Genomic DNA, 23980 nt, shown 5'->3' on the forward strand with positions numbered 1-23980 from the left:
GAACTGCTGTCAAGACCCCCTGGAGGGCGGAGTGATGAGTGGCGGCCGCGGGGGCCGACGCCCCGACCCGACCGTGGACGCGGCGATCCTCGCCGCGGCGGTGGAACTACTGACCGAGCGGGGCTTCGACCTGACCTTCGACGAGGTGGCGGCGCGGGCCGGGGTCGGGCGCACCTCGGTGTTCCGCCGCTACGCCACCAAGCACGACCTGCTGTTGGCCGCGGCCGAACAGGTCACCATCGAGCGGATCGAGGTCCCCGACTCCGGCTCGCTGCGCGGCGACCTGGCCGTCGCGGTCGCCCGGGTCTACTCCGTCTTCGGCCGGTCCGACGTCCAGCCCCTCGCCCGGCACGCCCTGGCCGCCGCCTACCAGGGCTCCGAGGGCGGCGCCCTCCTGCGCGCGGTGCTGGGCCGGCGCTCGGACCTGGTGACGGAGATCCTGGAGCGGGCCGTAGCGCGCGGTGAGATCGCCGACGCAGGCCGCGCGCTGCTGGTCGCCGACCTGCTCAGCGGTGTCATCATGGCGCGGCTGGCCACCGGCGTGCCGCTGCCCGAGGGCGAGGAGGCCGACCGCGTCGCCGCCGCCCTGGTCGCCGCCGCCGGGGGCTGACCCGGCGGGCGGTCGGCTCGGGGACCGGTCAGTCCGGGGACAGGTCGATCTGGGGACCGGTCAGTCCGGGGACCGGGCGTCGTGGGTGAGCAGCGCCAGCTGGACACGGCCGGACAGGTCCAGCTTGGTCAGGGCACTGGACACGTGCGCCTTGACGGTCCCCATCGACATGTACAGCCGCGCGGCGATCTCGCTGTTGGACAGGCCCTCCGTCACCGCCTCGGCCACCTCGCGCTCGCGGCCGGTGAGCAGGGCCAGCCGCGCGCGGGCCCGGTCGCGCCGCGACGGCGCCTCCTCCCGTTCGACGGGGTCCTGCCCGGCCACCCGGTCCATCAGGGCGCGCGCCACGCTGGGCGAGAGCACCGGTTCGCCCGCGCCCGCCCGGTGCACCGCCTCCACGATCCGTTCGGGGGCGGTGTGCTTGAGCAGATAGCCCGCCGCGCCCGCGCGCAGCGCCCGCACCACGGTGGCGTCGGCGTCGAACGTGGTCAGCACCAGCACCTGGGGCCGCGGCTCCGGCCCGGTCCGCAGCCGGTGGGTGGCCGCGATGCCGTCCAGGCCGGGCATCCGCACGTCCATGAGCACCACGTCCGGCCGGTGCTCGGCCACCTCGGCGGGTACCTCGGTGCCGTCGCCGGCCTCGGCCACCACGACGATGCCGTCGTCACCGCTGAGCATCATCCGCAGTCCGGACCGGACCAGGGGATCGTCGTCGACGAGCAGAACGCGTACGGGATCGGTCACGCCGCCCACTATGGCATCCGGGCCGGAGGGTCGGCGGGCGCGTCCGCGGGCCAGGGCAGCGTGGCGGCGAGGCGGAAGCGCCCTGCCTCGGGCCCGTGCGCGAGGCGGCCTCCGTCCAGCGCGACCCGCTCCGCCAGTCCCGTCAGCCCCTCCCCCGCGCCGGGGATCTCGGTGGCGGCCACGCCCACCGGCAGGGCGTTGGCCACGACCACCTCCAGGCCGCGGCCGGGACCGCCCCGGACCTCGACCTCCACACGTGCGCCCGGCGCGTGCTTGCGCGTGTTGGTCAGTCCCTCCTGCACGACCCGGTAGGCGGTGCGCCGGACCTGCCCGGCCGGTTCGGCCCCCTCGGGGACCTCCAGTGCCAGACCGACCCGCTGCCCGGCGGCGACGGACTCCTGCACCAGACGGGTGAGGTCGGCCAGCCCGGGCTGGGGCGCGGCGGTACCGGTGGGGTCCTCCCCCGCCGCGGGCCCGGTGTCACCGGAGCGCAGCACGGTGAGGATGTCGCCCAACTCGTCCAGCGCCAGGTGGGCGTTGTCGCGGATGACGCGTACGGCGTCGCCGATCTCGGCCGGGTCCAGCGGTGCGGCGCGGCCTGCCTCGGCGCGCTCGGTCCGGTAGGCCAGCGCACCGGCGTGGACGGACAGCAGGGACATCCGGTGGGCGACGACGTCGTGCATCTCGCGAGCGATGCGCCTGCGCTCGTCGGCGCGCGCGCCCTCCAGCCGGCGCTCGCGCTCGCGGCGTTCGCGCCGCACGTCCTCGCGCAGCCGCGCGACCAGTTGGCGGCGGGCCCGGATGGCCACGCCCCAGCCCAGGCAGGCCCACATGACGGCGGTGGCCATCACCAGGGTGCCCACGACCGCGAACGCGCCCTCGGGGACCAGGAGCGCCCAGGGGACCGCCAGGACCGTGGCCAGCAGGACCACGGGCAGTGACCACCGCAGCGGTCGGTAGACCGCCACCCCGACCAGCGCCACCAGCAGCGCGCCCAGGGCCGAGACCGACAGCGCGGCGACCGCCCCCGTCAGCAGCGCGACCTGCACCGGGAAGCGGCGCCGCCACCACAGGGCCAGGCAGGCCGCCAGCCCCAGTGCGAGGTCGGGGCCCACCAGAAAGGACGGGATGTAGGCGTTCACACCGGCACGGACGCTCCACAGGTTCTGTGCCCAGACCAGCAGGGCGAAGAGGAAGAGCAGGGCGTCCACGGTCCGGGCACGCCGGAGCGAGCCTCCCTCGGGCGGCTCGCCGTCCCGGTGCTCGTCGTCCCGGTGCTCGTCCGCCATCGCCACCTCCTCCGCTCGGTCCAATGTAGATCGGCGCGGGCGCCTCCGCCTCCGCCGCCGGTCGGCGTTTGCCGGGCCGGAACCGTCCCACCGGACGGCCGACGGTGGCCACCCGGCCGATGCGCTCCGGTCCCGGGCCGGTCCACGATCGGGACATGGATCACGACGTGCCCGCCTTCGAACTGGACGGGCTGACCAAGACCTTCAACGAGACCCGAGCGGCGGACGGGGTGAGCCTGGCCGTCCCCCGCGGCACCATGCTGGGCCTGGTGGGGCCCAACGGCGCGGGCAAGACGACCTCCCTGTCGATGGCGGTGGGCCTGCTCCGGCCGGACGCGGGAACCGCCCGCGTGCTCGGTGTGGACGTGTGGACCGATCCGGTGGGCGCCAAACGGCTGATGGGCGTGCTCCCCGACGGGCTGGCGCTGCCGGAGCGGCTCACCGGCGGCGAACTGCTCACCTACTGGGGGCGGCTGCGCGGACTGGGCCGCGAGGTGACACGGGCCCGGGCGGAGGAGCTGCTGCGCGTCCTGGAGCTGGACGGCGCCGAGCGGGACGCGGTGCTGGTCGCCGAGTACTCGACCGGCATGCGCAAGAAGATCGGCCTGGCCACCGCGCTGCTGCACGCGCCGCGGTTGCTGGTCCTGGACGAACCGTACGAGGCGGTCGACCCGGTCTCGGCGCGCGTGCTCACCGCGATCCTGCGGCGGTTCGTGGACGGCGGGGGCACCGTGGTCATCTCCAGCCACGTCATGGCGCTGGTGGAACAGCTGACGGACCGGGTGGCGATCATGGCACGGGGCCGCGTCCTGGCCGACGGTTCGCTCAGCGAGGTCCGCGGGGTGGACGGCACGTTGGAGGACACGTTCGTGCGGTTGGTGGGCGCGCGTGAGGTGGAGGACGGTGAGCTGGCGTGGCTCTCCTCCTGATCCGGCTCAAGTTCGCGATCCAGCGCCACTCGACCTCGTTCTCGCGGATCCTGGCCATCGCCCTCGTCGTGGGCGGCACGGCGCTGACCTGGTACCTGGCCGTGGCGGCGGGCTCCGACCGGGTGCGTTCGGAGCTGCTGATGCTGGCGTTCGCGGTCTGGGCGGCGGGGTGGATGCTCGGTCCGACCATCGCCAACGGCACCGGTGTGCTGCGCTCGCAGTACTTCTCGCTGCTGCCCCTGGACCGGCGCCGGGTGGGGTGGCTGCTGCTGGTGACCGTGTTCGTCGACATCGGTCCCGTGGTGACGCTGGCGGCCATGGGCGTGCTGGTGTGGCACGCCCTGGCGCTCGACCCCGCGGCCGCCGTTGTGGCGGTGCCGGGAATGCTGCTGCTGTGGGTGTTCGTGATCAGCCTGTCGCGGCTGGTGTTCCGGGCCCTGGGCGCGGCGATGCGCTCCCGGCTGGGGGTGGAGATCGCGTCCGTGCAGTGGGGGCTCATCCTCGCCGGCCTCTTCTTCGGGTGGATGGCGGTGCAACCGGCCGTGAGCGCGGCCGGCGGCCTGGTGCGCGAAGGGCTGGGCGGCGGAGCGGTGACCTGGGTGCTGGCGCTGTTGCCGACGTCGTGGCCGGTGCTGGCGATCGAGGCCTTCGCCGCCGGGGACACGGCGGGGGCGCTGGCCCGGCTGGGGTTGTTCGCGCTGGTGACGGCGGCCCTGGTCGTGGCGACCTCGCTGCTGCTCGCCCCCACGGTCCGGCCGCGCGGCACGCGGCGCCGCTCGCGTCCTCTGGGCGCCCGCGTCATGACCCGGCGGTCCCTGCTCCCGGACACGCCGCTGGGCGCGGTGGTGGGCAAGGAGCTGCGGCAGTGGTGGCGCGATCCGTGGCGCGGCCTGGAGGTGCGCGCGGCGCTGTGGGCGGGGCTGTTCACCGGCCTGCTGACGCTGTCCAGTGGCGACTACGCCGTGATCACCCCGTTCGCCGGGGTGATCGGCGCGTTCGTCATGGCGCTGGCCACCGCGAACATGTACGGCCACGACGGGACGGCGCTGTGGCTGACGGTGATCGGCCAGGACCGGGCGACCCTGCGCGCCGACGTGCGCGGGCGCCAGATCGCGATCGCGCTGCTGATCGTCCCGGCGTCCGCCCTGCTGAGCGTGGTCTTCATCGTCGCGACGGGCTCGCACTGGGCGTGGCCGTACGTGGTCTCGGGCCTGCTCGCCCTCTTCGGGGCGGGCAGCGGGCTGTCCCTGCTTCTGTCGGTGGTGGCGGTCTCGCCGGGGGTCGACCCCCAGTTGCGGGTGGACGCCAACGACAGCGGGGACAACCAGGTCCAGGTGTGGCTGTCGTTGCCGGCCCTGCCGGTGCTGTGCGCGCCCACGGCGCTGGCCCTGGTGTTCGCCGCCCCGGCCGGGGTCCCGTGGCTGGCGGTACCGGTGGCCCTGGCCAACGGTGTGCTCGCCGCCTGGTGGCTGGGCCGGGTGGCCTACCGCCGGTTGGAGGCGCGGCTGCCCGAGACCTTCGCCCGCATCCGGTACGGCCGTGAGATCGCCGCCCGGACGGTGCCCGAGCCTGGCACGTGGTTGGACCGGTTGGAGCGGGCCGCGATCAAGGGCAACTCCGAGATCAAGCCCACCGGCTCCTGACCCGCCCACGGTCCGTGTACGGCACGGCTCCGCGGGTCCCACGGGTCCGCTGGCCAGGCGCCGGCGCGGGCCCGCGGGTCAGGCGTGGGCGCGGACGTCGTCGTAGACGCGGGTGAGCCCGTCCAGGAAGGCCGAGAGCGCGAGCTCGAAGCTGGCGTCGTCGATCTCGGTGGCGTGCTCGGCCAGGCGGTGGGCCTGGGAGAGGTTCGGGTAGCGGTCGCGGTAGACGCGGACGTCGTCGTCGAAGCCGCGCGCGAAGGAGTTGGTGGCCGCGCCGACCACCAGGTACTTGGTGGAGGCGCCGATCATGGTGGCGTACTTGGGCGGCCACCCGGCGTTGACCAGGCCGCCGTGCACGACGTCGGCCCGGCGCAGGGCCTCCTCCCGCCGCCCCGGTCCGGACGCGATCACCGGGACCAGGTTGGGGTGCTCCGCCAGGGCATCGCGGTAGGAGCGCGCCCACTGGGCCAGCCCCTCGCGCCAGTTCCCGCTCTCGAAACCGGACACGTCGATGCGCGTGGTGACCTCGTCCGCGATCTCGGTGAGCAGCTCCTCCTTGGTCCGGAAGTGGCTGTAGAGGGAGGCCGCCTGGACGTCGAGCTCCTGGGCGAGCTTGCGCATGGAGAGCCCTTCGAGCCCGTCCCGGTCGATGAGGGTCAGGGCCGCCTGGCGGATGGCGGGCCTGCTCAGGATCGGTGTCTTGGGTCGGGCCACGGAAGGATCCCCTTCTGCACTGTGGTGGACGAACCGGCCTGTCCGGCGTCCGCGCTGATCATCGCACGCCGGCCCGCTCCAGGGGCACTTCGGCGACATTCCGGTCCGGCCCGGGACCCCGCCGGCCCACGGCGGGACGCGACCCCCCTTGCACCAGTGGCGGTGGACATCGTACGCTCAAGTAACCGAACAGTGTTAGGTTATTGGGGAGCAGGCCGTGATCGATTTCTCATTGAGCGAAGAACAGCGCGCCGTCCGCGACTGGGTCCGGACCTTCGTGGAGCGGGAACTGATGCCGCTGGAGAACGAGGTGCTGCGTCGCGAGCGCGAGGGGCACCCCCCGGGGCTCAACGGCGACGAGCGCAAGAACCTTCAGGCTCTGGCCCGCAAGTCCGACTTCTGGGGTGTGGAGACGCCCACGGAGTACGGCGGCATGGGGCTCGACCCCATCACCGCGGCCATCATCGAGACCGAGCTCGGCCGGACGTTCCTGACCTTCAAGTTCGGCGGCGAGGCCGACAACATCCTCTACTACGCCAACGAGGAGCAGAAGGAGCGCTACCTGCTGCCCACCATCGCCGGTGAGCGCAGATCCTGCTTCGCCATCACCGAGCCGGGCGCCGGCTCCGACGCCAAGGCCATCCGCACCCGCGCGGTCCGCGACGGCGACGAGTGGGTGATCAACGGGGAGAAGACCTTCATCACCAGCGGTGAGGAGGCCGACTTCGCGATGGTCTTCGCCGTGACCGACCAGGACAAGGGCGCCAACGGCGGGGTGACGTGCTTCCTCGTCGACCGCGACATGGGCTGGACCTCCGAGCCGATCGACACCATGGGCGAGCGCCGCCCGGCGTCGCTGGTCTTCCAGGACGTCCGCGTGCCGCACGCCAACATCCTCGGTGAGGAGGGGCACGGCTTCACGCTGGCGATGAAGTGGATCGGCAAGGGCCGCTACCTGCTGCCCGCCCGCGCACTGGGCGGCTGCGAGCGGCTGCTGGGCATGGCCATCGAGCACGCCAAGTCGCGGCACACCTTCGGCGCGCCGATCGCCGACCGCCAGGCCATCCAGTGGATGATCGCCGACTCCCAGATGGAGATCGAGGCGCTGCGCCTGCTGGTGCTGCACGCCGCCTGGCAGGTCGAGCAGGGCCGCGACTCCCGGCACGCGCAGTCCATCGCCAAGCTCTTCGGCGGTGTGAAGGCCAACGAGATCGTCGACCGGGTGATGCAGATCCACGGCGGCATGGGCTACACGCGCGAGCTGCCGATCGAACGCTGGTACCGGGACCTGCGGCTGCTGCGCATCTTCGAGGGCACCGACGAGATCCAGCGCCGCACGATCGCCCGCGACCTGCTCAAGGGCCACGTGACGGTGGGCGCAACCCTCGGGTAGGAAGCGGGAGCAGTAGGGGGCCCGTGCCGTGTATGGGAGCACGGCACGGGCCCTCCCGTCACCCGCCATCGCCCGGGAGCGCTACACGCGGGAACGGGCTACCACCCTCAACGGACGCCCACGGGCGCAGCCCCGACCTCCCGTCACCCACCGTCGCCCGGGAGCGCTACGCGCGGGGACCTGGGGCGAGCGGGGCGGCGGAGAATTCGGTGGCTAGCTGACGCCGACCAGGTCGACGACGAAGACCAGGGTCTCCCCCGGCTTGATGACGCCGCCGGCGCCGCGGTCGCCGTAGGCCAGGTGCGGCGGGATGACCAGCTTGCGGCGGCCGCCCACGCGCATCCCCATGACGCCCTGGTCCCAGCCGCTGATGACCTGGCCGGAGCCCAGACGGAAGCGCAGCGGCTCGCCGCGGTTCCAGCTGGCGTCGAACTCCTCGCCGGACGAGTGGGCGACACCCACGTAGTGGACCTCGACGGTGTTGCCGTGTCCGGCCTGCTCACCCTCACCGATCTTCTCGTCGGTGACGACCAGGTCGGCGGGCGGCGGGCCGTCGATGAAGTCGATCTCGGGACGCTCGAGCGCCATGGTGCAACCCCTTGTCAGTGCTATGGGAACAGAGGGGCCCAGGTTATCTGCGTGCGCGTGCGCTCCGGTGCGGACAGGCCGGATCGGCGGCCGGCGTCCGCCGTCAGGGCTCCCCGACCGTGGCCGCGACCACGTGTCCGTGCCCCTCGACCTTGATCGGACCGCTGCCCGCCTGCACGAACACCGACTCGCCGCGCTGGAGGACGAGTCCCTCCCCCACCTCGGCGACCAGCTCCACCTGGCCGTGCAGGGCCAGCACCACGGACGGCCCCTCGCCGGGCAGGTGCGCCGCGATGCGCCCCGGGCCGATCTCGTGCAGCGCGAACTCGGGGGCGGCGGGACGGAACTCACGCCGACCGTCCAGGAACGCCGGACGGGCGTAGGGGATGGGCAGGACCGCGAAGTCCACCACATCCAACAGCTCCGGAGCGTCCACGTGCTTGCCGGTCAGACCCGCCCGGAGCACGTTGTCGGAGCTGGCCATGACCTCCACCGCGGTGCCCTGGAGGTAGGCGTGCAGGTTGCCCGCGGGCAGGTACAGGGCCTGGCCGGGCCAGAGGGTGATCCGGTTCAGCAGCAGGGACGCGACCGCCCCGGGGTCGCCCGGGTAGCGGTCGGCGAGGTCGGCGACGATGTCGGTGTGCGCGCCGCGGGGCCCGGCGCCGGACCACTCCGCGACGAAGTCATCGATGAGGTCGGCGCGCTCGCCGTCGGGCAGGGTGAGCAGCCGGGTCAGGGCGGCGCGCAGGGCGTCGTGGGTGTCGGGCAGGGCCAGGTCGGCGCGGAGCCGGACCGCGAGTTCGCAGGCCAGGCCCCGCAGGTCCGCGTGGGCGGCGGCGGGCTCGCGGAATCCGCACAGGGCCTCGAAGGGCTCCAGCGCGAGCAGGAGTTCGGGCTTGTGGTGGGGGTCGCGGTAGTTGCGGTGCGCGGCGTCCACGGGGATGCCCCGGCGCTCCTCGGCGTCGAACCCGGCGCGGGCGCGGGCCGCGTCCGGATGCACCTGCAGGGAGAGCGGGGCCTCGGCCGCCAGGTACTTGAGCAGGAAGGGCAGTCGCGCGCCGTAGCGCTCGGCGGCGCTGCGTCCCAGGACACGGTGGGGGTCGTCGGCGATCAGCCGGGGCAGGGGGCGGGGCCCGTCCTCGCAGAGCGCGGTGCTCGGCGCGCCGTGATGGGCGCCCAGCCACAGCTCGGCCTGGGGTGTCCCGTCCGGTTCGGTGCCCAGCAACCGCGGAATGGCGGTGCGGGCACCCCAGGCGTACGGTCGTACCTGGTTGGTGAGCCTGTGCATCCGCCCCCCGCTTTCCCGTCTGCGCGTCCTCACCCCGCCGACGTCCCCGAGCGAGGTGGGAACAGTCTCGCGAACAGCTTCAGTCCTGGTCGACACGGCACGCCCTACTCCTAGAGGTAGTGCACACTTCACCCTCCCGGTCGGGCGAGCACCCGACGGCGGCGGGCCCTGGTGACGACCAAGAAGTTACTGGGAAGTAAATCACGATCCCCAACACGTGAAAAGCACCACATGGTGACCTTCCTGGAACGGCCCGCACACGCCGAAGCCCCCTGCGCACAGGGCCTCCCGACCCTTCCGGGGTCACAGAGAAACCGGTGGCCGCCCCCGCGTCGCACGAGTACCGTTTCCTGGTCGTGATCTTTCCCCGCACCGGCGGGCGGACACCTCGCCCCCGCCGCGCGGGAGCGGCCGGCACCCGGCCGGAGTGCGCGGACCAGACCTCAGCGCGGGCGGCGCACCTGGTCCGAGGCCTCGACGAGGCGGTCGAAGACGTCCTGGGTGAGCTGGGCGTCGGGCTGGGGAAGCCCGGCGATGGCCGCCATGTACAGCCCGTCCCCGGCCCGCAGGATGATCTCGGCCAGCACGGGGTCGGTGAGCTCCTCGTGCAGCAGCTCGCCCCACCGGGTGAACAGGTACCGCACGAGCTCGGCGGCCTCTTCGGGCATGTCCTCCTTGCTGCGCAGGGCGGCGATGACCGACCAGTACAGCTCGCGCTCCTCCGCGCTGCGGGGCAGCGAGGTGCGCAGGAACACGCGGACCACGCCCTCGCCGCTCTCCACCGCCTCGCGGAACTCCTCCTCCGCCAGGGCGGAGAGTCGTTCGATGAGGCCGGTGATCAGGGCCGCCTTGGACGGGAAGTGGTAGAGCAGCCCGCCCTTGGAGACGGAGGCGGCGCGAGCGACCGCCTCGAGGGTCACCCCGGAGTGGCCCTCGTCGATGAGGATGTCCTGGAGCGCGTCGAGGATCCGGTCGCGTGTGGTGGAAGCGTTCACGATTGACACTGTACCGGCTGGACGGTACTGTACCGTCTGGACGGTTCATCATGGCCGGAGATCCACCTCCCGCCACCGTCCCTCGCCAGGCCCGGAGCCCGCGGCCTCCCGCCCGGCGACCGGCGCGCCCGGAACCGGGCGCCGCCCCACCAGCGACACGTAACGAGGAAAGATGAGCACCGCCAAGGCCGGGCACGGCACCACCGACGCGCGCGGCGCCCAGGGCGCCGGACCGGCCCTGGCCGGACCGCGCGAGTGGGCCGCACTCGCCGTCCTGGTCCTTCCCGTCGTCCTGATCTCGGTCGACATGACCGTGCTCGGGTTCGCCGTCCCCGACCTCAGCGAGGAACTGGGGCCCACCTCCGGACAGCTGCTGTGGATCATCGACATCTACGGCTTCGTCCTGGCCGGCCTCCTGATCACCATGGGATCGCTCGGCGACCGCGTCGGCCGCCGCCGACTGCTCATGGTGGGCTCGGCCGCCTTCGGCGCGGCCTCGCTGCTGGCCGCCTTCGCGCCCACGCCCGAGGTGCTGATCGCCGCCCGCGCCATGCTCGGCGTCGCGGGCGCGTCGCTGATGCCCTCCACCCTGTCCCTGCTGCGCAACATGTTCCTGGATGCGCGCCAGCGGCTGCTGGCCATCGCCATCTGGGCGTCCGGCTTCTCCGCCGGGGCGGCCCTCGGCCCGATCCTGGGCGGCTGGCTGCTGGAGCACTTCTTCTGGGGATCGGTCTTCCTCATCAACCTGCCGGTGATGGCGCTGATCCTGGTCCTGGTCCCGCTGCTAGTGCGCGAGTCGCGCAACCCGTCCCCGGGCCGGCTGGACGTGCCGAGCGTGGTGCTGTCGCTGGGCGCGATGCTGCCCGCCGTGTACGGCGTCAAGAAGCTGGCGACCGAGGGCCCGGCCCTGGTCCCGATCGTGGCGCTGGTGCTGGGTCTGACGCTGGGGTACGTGTTCGTGCGTCGGCAGACGACGCTGGCCGACCCGCTGATCGACGTAGACCTGTTCCGGTCCCGCGTGTTCAGCGTGGCGGTCGCCACGAACCTGATGATCGTGTTCTCGCTGGTGTCGTCGCTGTTCTTCCTGACGCAGTACCTGCAGTTGGTCCTGGGCATGTCGCCGATGCACGCCGGATACGTCCTGGTGCCAGGTCTGGTCCTGTCCGTGCTGACCAGCTTCGTGGCCGTGCGGGTCGCCCGCCGGATGAGCCTGGCCGCGGTCATCGGCTCGGCCCTGGTGGTCACCGCGTCCGGCTTCGCCGTGCTGGTGTTCACCTCCGCCGACGACGCCGCCACGGGCGTGGTGCTCGTGGCGGTGGGCTTCGCGCTCATCGCCGCCGGGGCCGGCTTCGCCGAGACCCTGACCAACGGCGCGATCATGAGCGCCGCCCCGCCCCAGCGCGCCGGCGCGGCCTCGGCGATCTCCGAGACCGCCTACGAGCTGGGCGGCGCTCTGGGCGTCGCGGTGCTCGGCAGTGTGCTGACCGCCTCCTACCGGGCCGACCTGACCGAGGTCGAGGGCGTACCGGCGGCGGCGACCGACTCCGCCCGCGAGACCCTGGGCGGCGCGGCCGACGCCGCGGCCGGACTGAGCGGGTCCGCCGGGGCCGACCTGATGGCGGCCGCGCAGAACGCGTTCACCAGCGGTATGCACCTCACCAGCGGGATCGCCGTGGTGATCGTGCTGGCGGCCGCGGTCCAGGCGTGCCTGCTGCTGCGGGGGCACGGCAACCCGGCCGTGGAGTACGAGTCCGGATCGGCCTCCGTTGCGCCGGAGTCCACCGGAACCAGGGCGGACACCGGAGAAGGCTCCCGGGAAGGCGTCCGGGAGGACGCCGCGGAGCGCACCGCACCGGTGAGCACGACCAGGGACGCCTGAGACGTGTGACCGAGCAGGGCCCCGGGGGATGGCGGATTCAAGGGGTCCTCGCAACACCTCGTTGATCAAACGAGTGTAGCCAGACGCTCGGCTGGGGTTTCCCAGCCGAGCGTCTTGCGTGGACGCTCGTTCAGTTCCTGAGCGACATGCTCCAGATCCAGCCGGCCATGAACGGACAGGTCCGTGCCCTTGGGGAAGTACTGGCGCAGCAGCCCGTTGGTGTTCTCATTCGATCCGCGCTGCCAGGGGGAGGCGGGATCGCAGAAGAACACCGGCACCCCCGTGGCCACGCTGAACGCCTTGTGGCCGGCCATCTCGCTGCCCTGGTCCCAGGTCAGCGACCCCCGCAGATGATCAGGCAGCGCGGTGATCAGTTCGCTCAGCACACCCCCGACCGCCTCGGCGGTGTGCTCGCCGGGCACGTGCCCCAGCATCACGTACCGGGTGGAGCGCTCGACCAGGGTGATGATCGCGGACTTGTTGTGCGCACCCGTGATCAGATCGCCCTCCCAGTGCCCCGGCACGGCACGGTCCTCGACCTCGGCGGGGCGCTCGCTGATCATCACCATCGGATCGGTGAACCGGCTCCGCCTGTGCTCGGGTGAGCGGTGCGGCGTGCGTCGGAGCCGGCCGGTGCGCAACGCCGCGGAGACCTCGCGTTTGAGCCCGCCGCGGGACTGGACGTAGAGCGCCTGGTAGATCGTCTCGTGGCTCACACGCATGTCCTCCTCGCCGGGAAAGTCCTCAACGAGCCGGTTGCTGATCTGCTCCGGCGACCACCGCTTCCGCAGTCCCTGGGCGACATAGTCCCGCAGGCGGCCCGGGGCAGCGAGTTTGGCGGGTTTGGGACGCACCCGTTGGGCGCTCGCCCGACGCTGGGCGGTATAGGCACCGTAGGACCCATCGGCGTTGCGGTGGTGGTCGAGTTCGCGTTTGATCGTGGAGGCCGGGCGCCCCAGGTCGCGGCCGATCGCCCGCCGGCTCCACCCCGCTCGGTCCAGATCCGCGATCCGCTCCCGGTCTGCGAGGGTCAGAAAACGCGGGTGGACCTGCTTTTGGAGTGTGTCCAGCGCTGCTGGAGGACTGGTCATGGACTCTATGGTGGTCTGTCCGGTGGAGTAGTTCACACGGCGGCCATCAGGGTAGAACCTGGAGTTGCGGGACTTGCGTACCCCGTGGTCCCAGTCCCGGGCGGTGCGTTCGTTGATCCCGGCTCGTCGTGCGGCTTCTGGGCGGGGCACGGCGCTGTTGCGCAGGCGTTCGTACTCCTGGCGTGCCGGGTGCGGTCGTTGCTGGCGTTGGGAGCGCAGCCCGGCTTTCCTGGCCCAGGAGAACGCGGTGTTGCGGTTCACCCCGAGGCGGCGTGCGACCTCGGTGACGCTACCGATCTCGGCCATCTGCTCGAGGAACTGTGTTCGCAGACGAGCCAGTTCCTTCTTCGAAAACGACACGGTGGCCGCAACCTCCCCAAAGTCAGGGTGTTGCGACCACCGCTAGAACCCAAGGATCTCCCCCGGGGCCCTCACGCGCGTGCGGTCAGGGCAGGAGCAGCAGTTCGACGGGGGCGCCGTCCCACCGGGGCGGCACCACGGCGTAGGCGTCGGCCAGGGCCGCCCCCCGCAGGCTGCCGGGCCGGTCGTGGCCGACCGGCCGCGCGCGTGCGCCGACCAGGCGCACCGGAAGCAGCCGGGTATCGCGCGGATGCGCGGCGACGTCGCCCTCCAGCTCGACCGTGCCCGGTGCACGCGTCGGGTCGCGGCGGCCCGCCAGGGCACTGACCAGGGGCACCAGCAGGGTCAGGATCGCCACCAGAGCGGCGCCCGGGTTTCCTGGCAGGCCCACGAACGCGGTGCCGTCCCGGTGCGCCAGGACCTGCGGGTGGCCCGGCCGACAGGCGACCCCGTCCACCACGGTGGCCGCGCCGACCTCCTCCAGCACGGCGCGCAGATGGTCGGCGGGCCCCTTGGAGGAGGAACCGCACACCACGACCACGTCCGTCCCACCGGCCGTGACCGCCTCCACCAGGGCCGCGCGGTCGTCGCCCAGGTGACGGACTTCGCACAGCTCGGCGCCGGCCCAGCCGAGGAACCCGGGCACCAGCGGGCCGATCGCGTCGCGCACGCTGCCCTCGCCCGGCAGGCCCGACGTGGCCAGTTCGTCTCCGGTCACCAGCACCGACACCCGGGGCAGGAGCACGGGAAGCGTGTCGTGGCCCAGGCCGGCGGCCAGGCCCAGCACGGTGGGGGTCACCCGGGCGCCGCGCGCGAGGACGGTCTCCCCGGGCTCGGTCTCCTCGCCCGCCCAGCGCACGTGCCGGCCGCGCTCGATCCCGCCCGAGACGACCTCGCCGTCCACGTCGGAGCGCTCGTAGGGCAGGACGCTCTCCGTGCCCTTCGGCACACGGGCGCCGGTGGCGATCTCCACGGCCTCCCCCGGTCTCAAAGCCTCACGGGCGCTCGGCGCTCCGGCGAGCTGCGTGCCCACCAGGCGCCAGGGACCGGGGCCGGCGACCGCGTAGCCGTCCATGGCGGAGGCGTCGAAGGGGGGCAGGCCGACCAGGGCGGTGACGTCGGCACCGAGCACACCGCCCAGGGCCCGGCCCAGCGGCAGGTCCCGGGGCGTCGGGGCGAGCTCCGCGCCGAGCCGCTCGGCGGCCTCCCGTGCCCGCGGCCACTCCCTGTGCGCGCCGGGCTGGTCCCCGGCCCGGGAGGTGTGGTCGCTACAGCTCATGCGGTCTCCCCGTCGTGCGCGTGTTCCCATTGTCCACCAGGGCGGCCGCCCGCGGTGGAGGCGGACGCCCGGGACTCTCCGGCAAGCCCGCGCACCGCGCTCTTCCAGCGCCGATTTGCCGTCTGCGGACTTTCCGCTAGAGTTCTTATCAGCAGCACGGCGGGGGCCACGGAAACGGGGCCCGGCCAAGCAGCAAGCGGACGTGGCTCAGCTGGTAGAGCATCACCTTGCCAAGGTGAGGGTCGCGGGTTCGAATCCCGTCGTCCGCTCGGAGAAGGCGGGAGTGAGCAGTCACTCCACGTGCACTCGGTGGAGTGGCCGAGAGGCGAGGCAGCGGCCTGCAAAGCCGTCTACACGGGTTCAAATCCCGTCTCCACCTCCCACGCTTCACGCGGGCGATTAGCTCAGTTGGTTAGAGCGCTACCTCGACACGGTAGAGGTCACAGGTTCGAGTCCTGTATCGCCCACCAGCATCACCGCAGGCCAGAGCTTCGGCTCTGGCCTTTCGCGTGTCCGGGCCCCCGGACCGGGAGACGACTGGTAGATCGACATCGAAGCGGGTTCCTCCGGGAGCCCGCTTTCGCTGTTTCCGCGGTAGTACTCTTCCAGCTCCGGCCCCATCGTGAAGAGCCGTTCCCGCTCCCGAACCGTGAGAGCCGCCACGCTCCCCCCGGGTTTCGAGCACGCTGAGTACACGCCGCCGCATCTCGGGCGAAGTTCCCACGGCGCAGGTGTGGCGGCGGATGTCGGTCTCCTGGCCCCGACCCCAACCCAGGGCGGCCTCCTTGGTCTCGAGACCGGACTCCAAGGCCCACGTGCCGTCCGGCTGCTTGTACCTGACGCGCCGGCGCCGTCCACGGCACCTGGTCCAACGAGAACGGCGTTATGGTGGGCAGAGCCCTTCTTCCACCCCTTTCTCCACACACCAATCCACCTTTCTTCCACCGAATTCGCACCCGCGAAGTCGCCTCTTGCGTAGCCCCGATAAATCCCAAACAACGCGACCGAAAAGGACCCGTACCCAGGCCCCGCTGCCTTCGCTGCGCTTTTTCTCTCGTACACCCGCGCCACCGGATACGACCACGCTGTGCAGCGCTACCTGGGGGACACATCAGCCTGAAACACACCCTGATGGCCGACCGGCGTGATTGCCCCTTCGATCGACGGGTAGGTGAGAGATCACAGCGAAACACAACGGAACACACCTACCCCCTAGGAGGTCTCCAGTGTTCGCAACTATCGCCGCCGTTCTGTTCGGCCTGGCCCTGCTTCTTGAGCTCCTCGGTGAGAGCATCGCGGGTCTGATCACCACCACGTCCCTCGCCCTCGCCGGGCTGATCTTCCTCGCCCTGCACGTGGCGGGCTACGGCACGGGTTGGGGGCGTCGCCGCACGCGACGATGAACCCCGCCGCCTATGCTGCGGTGAACCACGGATGCCACACGTGTGAGGCCTGAGCGGCCGAATCCAGGGGCACGCGTCGGAGAGATCCGGCGTGTGCCCTTTCCCTGTCTGGTTTGACTCCTGCCTGGCCCCCAACTGGCCCCTGACTCGCTTCTTTCTCCGCTCCTCTGCCCGGTCGGCTGTTCCGCCCCGCGACGCCCCGGAAATCCATGGCCCCACCTGGACCACGTTCAGGACTTTGCGCCGGAACTCGGCGGGGTGTCCACGACGTCCCACAATCCTTCAAGGGTCACGTGGTCCCAGGATGCAGAAATCCGGCTCCGAAGAACGCAGGACACACCACGTCCAGTTCCTGCCGGGGTACTCGGTGCTCTTGGTGGATGACCCACAGGTACAGCGATTGTCAGAGCTGTCCAGGAGCAAACGGCTGCCTGTGTGACTGTATCCGCGCGGCATGTATCGGAGAGATCCGGCACATGCCTTTCGCTGTGTCCGGGGTCCGAGGTCCGAGTTCCGGAACGGCCGCCGGGTCCGGGGAAGGCACGTGGCCCCCTGTTCCGCGAGGGTGGGGGTGGCACCCTGGAAGTGCGTGCCGTGCCCTGCCCCCTCGGTGTGCCCGTGCGGCCGGAAGGGCCGTGCCCCCGGAGCGCCCCCTGGAGAACCCCATGCCGGCAGAGCCTCCCCCTCCCCACGGGCCACCGCGCCGGAGGAGCCGGCGACCCCTGGTCATCGGCGGTGCCGTCGGTGCGCTCGTCCTCGCGACGGCCGCGGCGGGCGTCCTCTGGGCCATGCCCGGAACGGTCTACACCGCCCTCCCCGACTGTGCCGAGGCCCTCCCCACCGCCGAGCTGGAGGAGGCCGCCGGAAGCGGGTCCCTGAGGATCACGGGCGAGCTGACGGCCGGCGGGGACTCGACCCGGCTGGCGTGCGACCTGGCACCGCACGACTGGTCCGAGATGCGTTTCCGAGCCGAAGTCGAGGTCCTCGAACCGGACGACCCGCAGTTGGCGGAGCATCGTGCGTGGATACGCGCGCACCTCGACGAGGCTGAGGGGTCCCTGGCCGAGGAAGAGATCGGCGCGTTCACCATCGACGGATGGACCTACGAAAACGGTGTCTGGCGGTCGGTCGGGTTCGGCGACGGCGGTATCAGTTTCGCCGTCAGCGACATCGAGACCGACGAGGCGGACCCGTCTCCGATGATCATGGCGGCCACCGCCTTCACCATGGGCAACCTCATCGTCCAGGTGTCCAACGAGCGCCATTCCTTCGAGGCCCGGGAGGACCTGAGGGACACGATCGACCGGACCGAGGCGATCGCCGCGCTCGTGCAACAGCGCGTCCTGGAGGTCGGCGAGACCGACTGAGGCCCGTCCTCGCGGGCGGTACGGGCACCGCACCGCCGTGGCGGGCCCCTCCCCCGGGCGACGCCCGGCCACCGTGTGGTTTGTCCCTCATTCGCTATGCCCAGAAATTTCTTCCCCGGAAAGGAAGGTGAGGCTAACATAACCCCTGCCGAAGGCGGCCGTACGGGCGCACGGGCCCGAAGGAAGAGGACGAACCAGTGACAGCCACAGTGACCCTACGCAACTCGCTCGCCACCGTGGGCACCGCCCTGCTGGTGGCGGCATCGACCGGTTGCGGTGCGTCCGAACCGGTTCCGGAGCAGACCGCCCTCGTCGGCGAGGGCGAGACGACCTACCCGCTCACCGTGGACAACTGCGGTCAGGAGGTCACGTTCGACGCCGCACCGCAAAGGATCGTCTCCCTGGACCAGGGATCGACCGAGATCCTGTTGTCCCTGGGTCTGGCGGACCGCATGGTCGGCACGGCGTCGTGGACCGACCCGGTACTGGAGGACCTCGCGGAGGCCAACGACGAGGTGCCCCGGCTCTCGGACGAGGCCCCGACCTACGAGGTGGCCCTGGACACCGATCCCGACTTCGTCACCGCGTCGTTCGGACGCCACTTCGCCCAGGGCGGCGTGGCCGAACGCGCCCGGTTCGACGAGACCGGGATCGAGACCTACCTGTCCCCCACCGACTGCGACGGCGGAACGAGCATCAACGGCGGCGGCACCCGCACCGAACCGCTGACCGTCGACTCCGTCTACCAGGAGATCCGCGAACTCGCGCGGATCTTCGACGTCCCCGCCCGGGGCGAGGAACTGGTCGACGAACTGGAGGCGCGCCGCCAGGCGGCCCTCGCCGACGTCGACGCCTCGGGCTCCAGCATCGCCTTCTGGTTCGCCGACCTGCGGACCCCCTACGTCGCCGGCGGGATGGGGTCGGCCAACCTCCTGGCCACCGAGGTCGGCGCCACCAACGTGTTCGCCGACCTCGACGACGACTGGCCGGCCTCGACCTGGGAGAGCTTCGTCGACGAGGACCCCGACGTCCTCGTGCTGGCCGACCTGAGCCGTGAGCGCTGGCCGGGTGACCAGCTCGACGAGAAGGTCGAGTTCCTCAGCACCGACCCCGTCACCCGGGACCTCGCCGCGGTCCGGCAGGAGCGGTTCATCTCGCTGCACGGCGCCGAGATGAACCCGTCGATCCGCACGATCGACGGGCTGGAGGCCCTGGCCGACGGACTGCGCTCCTTCGAGGAGACCGAGTGACGACCCACGCGAAGGCCGACCCCGCGGCCGACCCCGCTCCTGCCCCCGCGGCGGGCCCCGCCCCCTCGGCACCGGCGGCACCCGCTCACGTGCGGGCTCCGGGCGGATCGCGGCTGCGGTTCCTGGGCATCGGCGCCGGCTCGCTGGCGCTGCTCCTGGCCTCGATCGGGGTGGCCATCACCCTCGGTCCGGCCGACGTGTCCCTGGTCAACGTGCGCGACATCGTCCTCAACCACCTCGGGATCACCGACATCCCGGTGCGCGTGTCCAAGAACGCCATCGTGTGGGACGACCGCCTGCCGCGGGCCCTGGTGGCCGCGGCCTGCGGCGCGGGCCTGGGACTGTGCGGGGTGATCCTGCAGTCGCTGCTGCGCAACCCGCTGGCCGATCCCTACGTCCTCGGGATCTCCTCCGGCGCCTCGACCGGCGCGGTCATCGTCGGCATCCTGGGAGTCGGCGGCGCCGCTCTGGGGATCTCCGGAGGCGCGTTCCTCGGTTCCGCCGCCGCCTTCGCCGTCGTCCTGCTCATCGCACGGCTCTCCGGCGGCAGCAACGACAAGGTGATCCTGGCCGGCATCGCGGTGACGCAGCTGTTCTCCGCGCTGACCTCGTTCATCATCTTCGCCTTCGCCGACAACGACGAGGCCCGGGGCGTGATGTTCTGGCTGCTCGGCTCCCTGGAGGGCGTGCGGTGGAACGACGTCGTGCTGTGCGCGCTCGTCGTCCTCGCCGGGACGGCCTTCTGCCTCGTGCGCGCCCCGATTCTTGACGCGTTCGCCTTCGGAGACGAGGTCGCCTCCTCGCTGGGCGTGTCCGTGCGGCGGGCACGCGCGACGTTCATGATCGTCACCGCGCTGCTCACGGCCACGCTGGTCAGCGTGGCCGGAGCCATCGGATTCGTCGGACTCGTGCTCCCGCACGCGGCCCGGTTCCTCACCGGGCCCCGCCACACCCGCCTGGTCCCCGTGACCGCGCTGATCGGCGCGGTCTTCATGGTGTGGGTCGACGCCCTCTCCCGGGTGGTCTTCTCCCCCTCACCGCTGCCCGTCGGCGTGGGCACCGCCCTGGTCGGGGTGCCGGTGTTCATCGCCATCATGCTTCGCCGTAGGAGGGGCCTGTGACACTCCGGACCCGAGAGGTGACGTGGAACCGGGGAGGCCGGCTCGTCGTCGACGGGGTCTGCCTGGACCCGCGGCCGGGCGAGACCATCGGCCTGCTCGGCCCCAACGGGTCGGGCAAGTCCTCGCTCATCAGACTGCTGGCGGGCGCGGTCCGGCCCACCTCGGGCGTGGTCACCCTGGACGACACCTCGCTGGCGACCGTCTCCCGCCGGGAGACGGCGCGGGCGATCGCCATCGTCACCCAGCACGCCGACACGGTCGTGGACATCACCGTGCACGACATCGTCTCCCTGGGGCGCATCCCGCACCGGGGCACCTTCGGCGGGGACCGGGAGGCCGACGCCCGGGCGGTGTCCGAGGCACTGGCGCGGACCGGGCTCACGCACAAGGCGGGCGAGCTGTGGCACCGGCTCTCCGGCGGTGAGCAGCAGCGCGTGCACATCGCCCGCGCGCTCGCCCAGGAACCGCGGGAGCTGCTCCTGGACGAGCCCACGAACCACCTCGACATCCGCTACCAGCTCGATCTGCTCCAGCTCGTGTGCGAACTGCCGGTCACCACGGTCGTGGCCCTGCACGACCTCAACCTCGCGGCGATGTTCTGCGACTCGCTTCTGATCCTCAAGGACGGCCGCGCCGTCCAGGCAGGGCCGCCGTCCGAGGTCCTGACGCCGGAGCTCATCGCCGAGGTGTACGAGGTCGACACCACCGTGCGCGTGGACGAGGCGACGAACCGCCCGATGATCACCTTCCACCCGGGCCGCGTCCCCACGCGCCCCTGAACCCCGTCGCCGCGGTCGTGACCGGACCCGCGGCCCGATCCCGGTCCCGACGAGTCCGGTCCCCGCGGGTCCGGTCAGCCCACGCTGAGGGGCCCGCCGGGGCCGAAGGCCAGGGCGGCGAAGCGGTCGCCGATGCGCCGGTGGGCGGCGGCGTCCGGGTGCAGCCGGTCGGGCAGCGGCAGATCGACGGAGTCGGCCTCGCCGTACAGGGTGAGGCCGTCGATGTGGTGCAGGTGCGCGTCGTCGGCCGCGCGCTGCTTGACGACCCGCGCCAGTTCGTCGCGGATGACGCGGAGCGTCAGCCTGCCGGCGGCGCTCTCCGCGGGGTCGCCGGTGGCGCGGAAGCGCACCTGGCCCTCCCGGAGGGCCTCGGTGTCGAACGCGCCCGGACCGGGCGTGTCCTCGTGGATCGGGCAGTGGATCGGCGAGACGACCAGCAGCGGCGTGGTGGGGTGGCCCTCACGGATGGTGTCGAGGAAGCCGTGCACGGCCGGGGTGAAGGCGCGCAGCCGCATCACGTCCGCGTTGACCAGGTTGATGCCGATCTTGACGCTGATGAGGTCCGCGGGGGCGTCGCGCATGGCGCGGGCGGTGAAGGGATCGAGCAGGGCGCCGCCGCCGAAACCGAGGTTGACCAGCTCGACCCCGCCGTGGGCGGCGGCCAGCGCGGGCCAGGTGGTGCTGGGACTCACCGCGTTGGACCCCTGGCTGATGGAACTGCCGTGGTGCAGCCACACCGGCCGGTCGGGGGCCGGCGCCCGCGTCACCGGGGCGTCGGCCCGCAGGGCCACCAGCCGGGTGGTCTCGTTGTGCGGCAGCCAGATCTCCACGAGCTTCTCGCGGTCGGGCAGTCCCCGGAACGCGACGGTGCCGGGCGGCCCGGTCTCGGTGTCCACGGCACCGGTGGCCATGTCCAGGGTCGTCACGGTGCCCCCGGTGGTACTGGCCTGGGCCGTGAGCCGCCCGTCGACCAGCAGGTCGTAGACGCCGTCCGGCCGGGCCGGGACACCCCGGTAGACCATGGTCGTGCGGAACGTGTCCAGTTCCAGGACGGTGGCCCGCGTACGCGCCACCACCCGCACGCCCGAAAGCTGCGACTCGGCCATGGCCAGCTGTCCGTCGGGGTACTGGGCACGCGCCCAGGCGGGCAGCCGGTGCGGCAGGATCCCCTGCTCCGTGTGCTCCAGGTCCAGGGCTCCGCGTACGAGGCCGGCTTCGAGGGGGACGGAGATCAGGTCGTGCACGTGGGCCTCGCTCGCCGGTGGTTCGGTCGGTACGTCCGGAAGGCGCGGCACGGCCTTCCCGACGCACGCTAGGGCGTGTATGACGGATGCCGCCCGTCGCGAGCGGCGCATCCAGTGGTGGCCTCGCAAGGCCGAAGAAGGAAGCATCCTGGTGTGGCTGTTGACTGATGAGAACGCAGTGAGGGTGCCGCTGGGGCGTCGCGCAGCAGGGTGAGTGTCCGTCATACACGCCCTAGTACTACATAGCTAGATCTGGATGACTTGCAGGCGCAGGCGCCGCTTGAAGTGGTGCCTGCGCGCTGCGGCCTGGTGGCCGCGCCGATGAGCGGACCAGTAGAGCCCCAGCTCAACGGCCTCCTCATCCTTGCCGATCAGGTTGAACAACCGGCGGATCTCCCCGATGGTCAAGCCGATCAGCCCCCGCCCGGACCGTCGGCGCCTGCTATCGGCCCTCTGGGGCGGTTTCTGTCCTGGTGTCCGGTGTGTCCCCGGGGTCGCCGCTGGTTGTCCACAGACCCCGGGCCCCCTTTTTAGACCCGTGGCGCACCACAGCTAGAAAGGCCAGAGCGAGCATCGCCAGGGTGATATGCCGGTACCAGGCCGGATAGATCCGGAACTGGTACTGGTCCAGCCCGGCCTGCTGCTTGGCGGCCTCGAAGCACTCCTCGATCGGCCACCGCGAGCCGATCACCCGGACCAACTCGCACACATCCTCCCCGCGCGGGTTGTAACAGTGGAAATACGCCAACTCGCCACTGTCGGTGCTGCGGCGGAACACGTACTGGTGCCCCGCAGTCCCGGACTCGGCCAGCGCCCAGTCATAGACCCGGAAGCCCTTCGCGCCGATCCCGCACGAGCGCCTGTGCCACTCGCCCGGCCCGATCGCGTGGGCGAGGAGTTCGACGGTGTCCTTCGAATACCTGCTCGTGGAGAACGAGACGCGGTCGGTGTTCTTCGGTACCGCCATGCAATAGGCGATGCCCTGTTCTTCCAGGAAGGCGCGCAGGCCCGGGCTCTGGCCGAACTCCTCGTCCGCGGCCACCCAGGCGAAGGGCACACCGGCTGCCACGGTCCGGGCGATCATGGCCTGGACCTGCTGCGGGCGGGTGGAGAAGACCAGGTCCTCGGGCACCCGCGCCTGGGCCCGGCGCTGGGGGTCATCGCACCAGGACGCGGCGGGCATATAGAGTTCCCGGTCGATCAGGACCCGGTCGCCGGTGGTGTTGGCATAGGCGAGGAACGTGCCGATCTGGCAGTTGTCGACCCGGCCCAGCGTGCCGGAGTACTGCCGTTGCACGCCCGCTGACTTGGTGCCCTTCTTCGCGAATCCGGTCGGGTCGGCGATCAGCACGGCCCGCTCGTCGGCGAAGTGCTCCATGGCGTAATCGCGCACATCATCGCGTAGTTCGTCGGCATCCCACGCGGTCAGGTTGATGAACCGCTGGATCGCGGTGGGGCGCTTCTCTCCGGTGAACTCCGAGATCGTCCAGGAGTTCTTCCGCTCGAGGGGGGCGAGCAGTCCCCGCAGGTACTGCCGGAAGTGCTCGCGCGGCTCGGGCCGCACCCACCGGCTTTCGAAACGGGCGCACAACTCCTCGAACTGCGATTTCCACGCGTGCAGATCTGCGGCTGTCACCGCGTCCACGGACTCCTCAGGCTGGGGCATGCGCATACCGTCACACAGCCCCAGCCCGCACCGGCAGAGAAACCAGAAGATCGTTACTGAAGATCTAGCTATGTAGTACTAGCGCGGGCCGCCGCCGAGGAGTCGGCGGACCGCGCGCGTGTCCGGCCCCGCGCGCGAACGCCCGGCGGGGAACGGCCCGAGCCCGGGAGCGGAGCGATCCGCCGGAGCCCCTGGTGACGACGGTCGCCATGATCACGGTGTGTCCCGGCCCCGATCGGAACCGACCGGCCCCCAGGACCGTTATCGTCCGGTAGAACGGGAGGAGTCCCGGGCTCGCGGCGAACGACACCTGTGGGCTGAGCTGAGAGGTAAGTCCCGACGTGCCCA

General features: G+C 71.8%; 21 protein-coding genes, 3 tRNA genes and 1 pseudogene. 13 read left to right on the plus strand and 12 right to left on the minus strand.

Translation table 11 applies throughout. From position 1 onward, the window contains the following. Nucleotides 1-34: 34 nt before the first annotated feature. Nucleotides 35-610 carry a TetR/AcrR family transcriptional regulator gene (locus DFP74_RS01410; protein WP_121180040.1) on the plus strand — a complete coding sequence of 192 codons (576 nt, stop codon included), beginning with the start codon at nt 35-37 and terminating at the stop codon, nt 608-610. A gap of 60 nt (nt 611-670) precedes the next feature. Here DFP74_RS01410 and DFP74_RS01415 read toward each other — a convergent pair whose 3' ends face one another. Together DFP74_RS01415 and DFP74_RS01420 are read right to left on the minus strand one after the other, a co-directional pair. After that, nucleotides 671-1354, minus strand: coding sequence for a response regulator transcription factor (locus DFP74_RS01415; RefSeq protein WP_121187955.1), 684 nt, complete (start codon nt 1352-1354; stop codon nt 671-673). A gap of 8 nt (nt 1355-1362) precedes the next feature. Next, the gene (locus DFP74_RS01420) at nt 1363-2643 is read right to left on the minus strand and encodes a sensor histidine kinase (protein WP_121180041.1); all 1281 of its coding nucleotides are present in this window, start codon (nt 2641-2643) and stop codon (nt 1363-1365) included. A gap of 155 nt (nt 2644-2798) precedes the next feature. Here DFP74_RS01420 and DFP74_RS01425 point away from each other — a divergent pair, with 155 nt between their 5' ends. Continuing rightward, the gene (locus tag DFP74_RS01425) at nt 2799-3572 is read left to right on the plus strand and encodes an ABC transporter ATP-binding protein (RefSeq protein WP_121180042.1); all 774 of its coding nucleotides are present in this window, start codon (nt 2799-2801) and stop codon (nt 3570-3572) included. Next, nucleotides 3557-5215 (plus strand): hypothetical protein, encoded by a 1659-nt coding sequence (locus DFP74_RS01430; protein WP_121180043.1) that lies wholly within the window; start codon nt 3557-3559, stop codon nt 5213-5215. The genes DFP74_RS01425 and DFP74_RS01430 overlap by 16 nt, the downstream gene beginning before the upstream one ends. A gap of 78 nt (nt 5216-5293) precedes the next feature. Here DFP74_RS01430 and DFP74_RS01435 read toward each other — a convergent pair whose 3' ends face one another. Continuing rightward, a complete protein-coding gene (locus DFP74_RS01435) occupies nt 5294-5929 on the minus strand; it encodes a TetR/AcrR family transcriptional regulator (protein ID WP_121180044.1) in 636 nt (211 codons plus the stop codon). Between the two features lie 217 nt (nt 5930-6146). On the opposite strand from DFP74_RS01435, the gene DFP74_RS01440 reads away from it, so the two are divergent. After that, complete coding sequence (locus tag DFP74_RS01440) at nt 6147-7322, plus strand: acyl-CoA dehydrogenase family protein (RefSeq protein ID WP_121180045.1); 1176 nt, start codon at nt 6147-6149, stop codon at nt 7320-7322. Nucleotides 7323-7535: 213 nt separating this feature from the next. Here DFP74_RS01440 and DFP74_RS01445 read toward each other — a convergent pair whose 3' ends face one another. The 3 genes from DFP74_RS01445 to DFP74_RS01455 all read right to left on the minus strand — a co-directional run bounded on the left by DFP74_RS01445 (nt 7536) and on the right by DFP74_RS01455 (nt 10193). Then, entirely contained in the window at nt 7536-7910 is a 375-nt protein-coding gene (locus tag DFP74_RS01445) for an FKBP-type peptidyl-prolyl cis-trans isomerase (RefSeq protein WP_121180046.1), read from the minus strand. A 103-nt stretch (nt 7911-8013) separates the two neighbouring features. Continuing rightward, a complete protein-coding gene (manA, locus tag DFP74_RS01450; RefSeq protein ID WP_121180047.1) occupies nt 8014-9198 on the minus strand; it encodes a mannose-6-phosphate isomerase, class I in 1185 nt (394 codons plus the stop codon). Between the two features lie 443 nt (nt 9199-9641). Further along, nucleotides 9642-10193 (minus strand): TetR/AcrR family transcriptional regulator, encoded by a 552-nt coding sequence (locus DFP74_RS01455; RefSeq protein WP_121180048.1) that lies wholly within the window; start codon nt 10191-10193, stop codon nt 9642-9644. 172 nt (nt 10194-10365) lie between these two features. On the opposite strand from DFP74_RS01455, the gene DFP74_RS01460 reads away from it, so the two are divergent. Beyond that, nucleotides 10366-12072: an MFS transporter gene (locus tag DFP74_RS01460; protein WP_121180049.1), complete on the plus strand. Its 1707-nt coding sequence runs from the start codon at nt 10366-10368 to the stop codon at nt 12070-12072. 65 nt (nt 12073-12137) lie between these two features. On the opposite strand, the gene DFP74_RS01465 is transcribed toward DFP74_RS01460, so the two are convergent. The 3 genes and pseudogenes from DFP74_RS01465 to DFP74_RS01470 all read right to left on the minus strand — a co-directional run bounded on the left by DFP74_RS01465 (nt 12138) and on the right by DFP74_RS01470 (nt 14802). Further along, nucleotides 12138-13313, minus strand: coding sequence for an IS30 family transposase (locus tag DFP74_RS01465; protein ID WP_121187956.1), 1176 nt, complete (start codon nt 13311-13313; stop codon nt 12138-12140). A 66-nt stretch (nt 13314-13379) separates the two neighbouring features. Beyond that, nucleotides 13380-13469 (minus strand): annotated as a pseudogene (locus tag DFP74_RS34145) (hypothetical protein); the annotation flags it as partial. 139 nt (nt 13470-13608) lie between these two features. Further along, nucleotides 13609-14802, minus strand: coding sequence for a molybdopterin molybdotransferase MoeA (locus DFP74_RS01470; protein WP_121180050.1), 1194 nt, complete (start codon nt 14800-14802; stop codon nt 13609-13611). A gap of 196 nt (nt 14803-14998) precedes the next feature. Here DFP74_RS01470 and DFP74_RS01475 point away from each other — a divergent pair. The 8 genes from DFP74_RS01475 (at nt 14999) to DFP74_RS01510 (ending at nt 20722) form a co-directional block, all read left to right on the plus strand. Next, nucleotides 14999-15071, plus strand: a tRNA-Gly gene (locus DFP74_RS01475). A 39-nt stretch (nt 15072-15110) separates the two neighbouring features. Further along, nucleotides 15111-15181, plus strand: a tRNA-Cys gene (locus tag DFP74_RS01480). Nucleotides 15182-15195: 14 nt separating this feature from the next. Continuing rightward, nucleotides 15196-15272 (plus strand) — tRNA-Val (locus tag DFP74_RS01485). Nucleotides 15273-16028: 756 nt separating this feature from the next. Then, entirely contained in the window at nt 16029-16205 is a 177-nt protein-coding gene (locus DFP74_RS33735) for a hypothetical protein (protein WP_199725441.1), read from the plus strand. A gap of 665 nt (nt 16206-16870) precedes the next feature. Further along, nucleotides 16871-17572 (plus strand): hypothetical protein, encoded by a 702-nt coding sequence (locus tag DFP74_RS01495; RefSeq protein ID WP_147453796.1) that lies wholly within the window; start codon nt 16871-16873, stop codon nt 17570-17572. A gap of 197 nt (nt 17573-17769) precedes the next feature. Further along, complete coding sequence (locus tag DFP74_RS01500) at nt 17770-18822, plus strand: ABC transporter substrate-binding protein (protein ID WP_233570756.1); 1053 nt, start codon at nt 17770-17772, stop codon at nt 18820-18822. A gap of 89 nt (nt 18823-18911) precedes the next feature. Then, nucleotides 18912-19943: an iron ABC transporter permease gene (locus tag DFP74_RS01505; protein WP_233571284.1), complete on the plus strand. Its 1032-nt coding sequence runs from the start codon at nt 18912-18914 to the stop codon at nt 19941-19943. After that, entirely contained in the window at nt 19940-20722 is a 783-nt protein-coding gene (locus DFP74_RS01510; RefSeq protein WP_121180053.1) for an ABC transporter ATP-binding protein, read from the plus strand. Before DFP74_RS01505 ends, DFP74_RS01510 begins: the two co-directional genes overlap by 4 nt. A gap of 74 nt (nt 20723-20796) precedes the next feature. Here the strand turns inward: DFP74_RS01510 and DFP74_RS01515 are convergent, their stop codons facing one another. From DFP74_RS01515 to DFP74_RS01520, 3 genes are all read right to left on the minus strand, one after another. Then, nucleotides 20797-21966 (minus strand): GDSL-type esterase/lipase family protein, encoded by a 1170-nt coding sequence (locus DFP74_RS01515; protein ID WP_233571285.1) that lies wholly within the window; start codon nt 21964-21966, stop codon nt 20797-20799. Nucleotides 21967-22212: 246 nt separating this feature from the next. Further along, a complete protein-coding gene (locus DFP74_RS33405) occupies nt 22213-22350 on the minus strand; it encodes a hypothetical protein (RefSeq protein ID WP_158612951.1) in 138 nt (45 codons plus the stop codon). A gap of 58 nt (nt 22351-22408) precedes the next feature. Then, nucleotides 22409-23632, minus strand: coding sequence for an IS701 family transposase (locus DFP74_RS01520; protein ID WP_233570757.1), 1224 nt, complete (start codon nt 23630-23632; stop codon nt 22409-22411). Between the last annotated feature and the right edge of the window lie 348 nt (nt 23633-23980).

The sequence above is a fragment of the Nocardiopsis sp. Huas11 genome (assembly GCF_003634495.1).
Classification (GTDB): Bacteria; Actinomycetota; Actinomycetes; order Streptosporangiales; family Streptosporangiaceae; genus Nocardiopsis.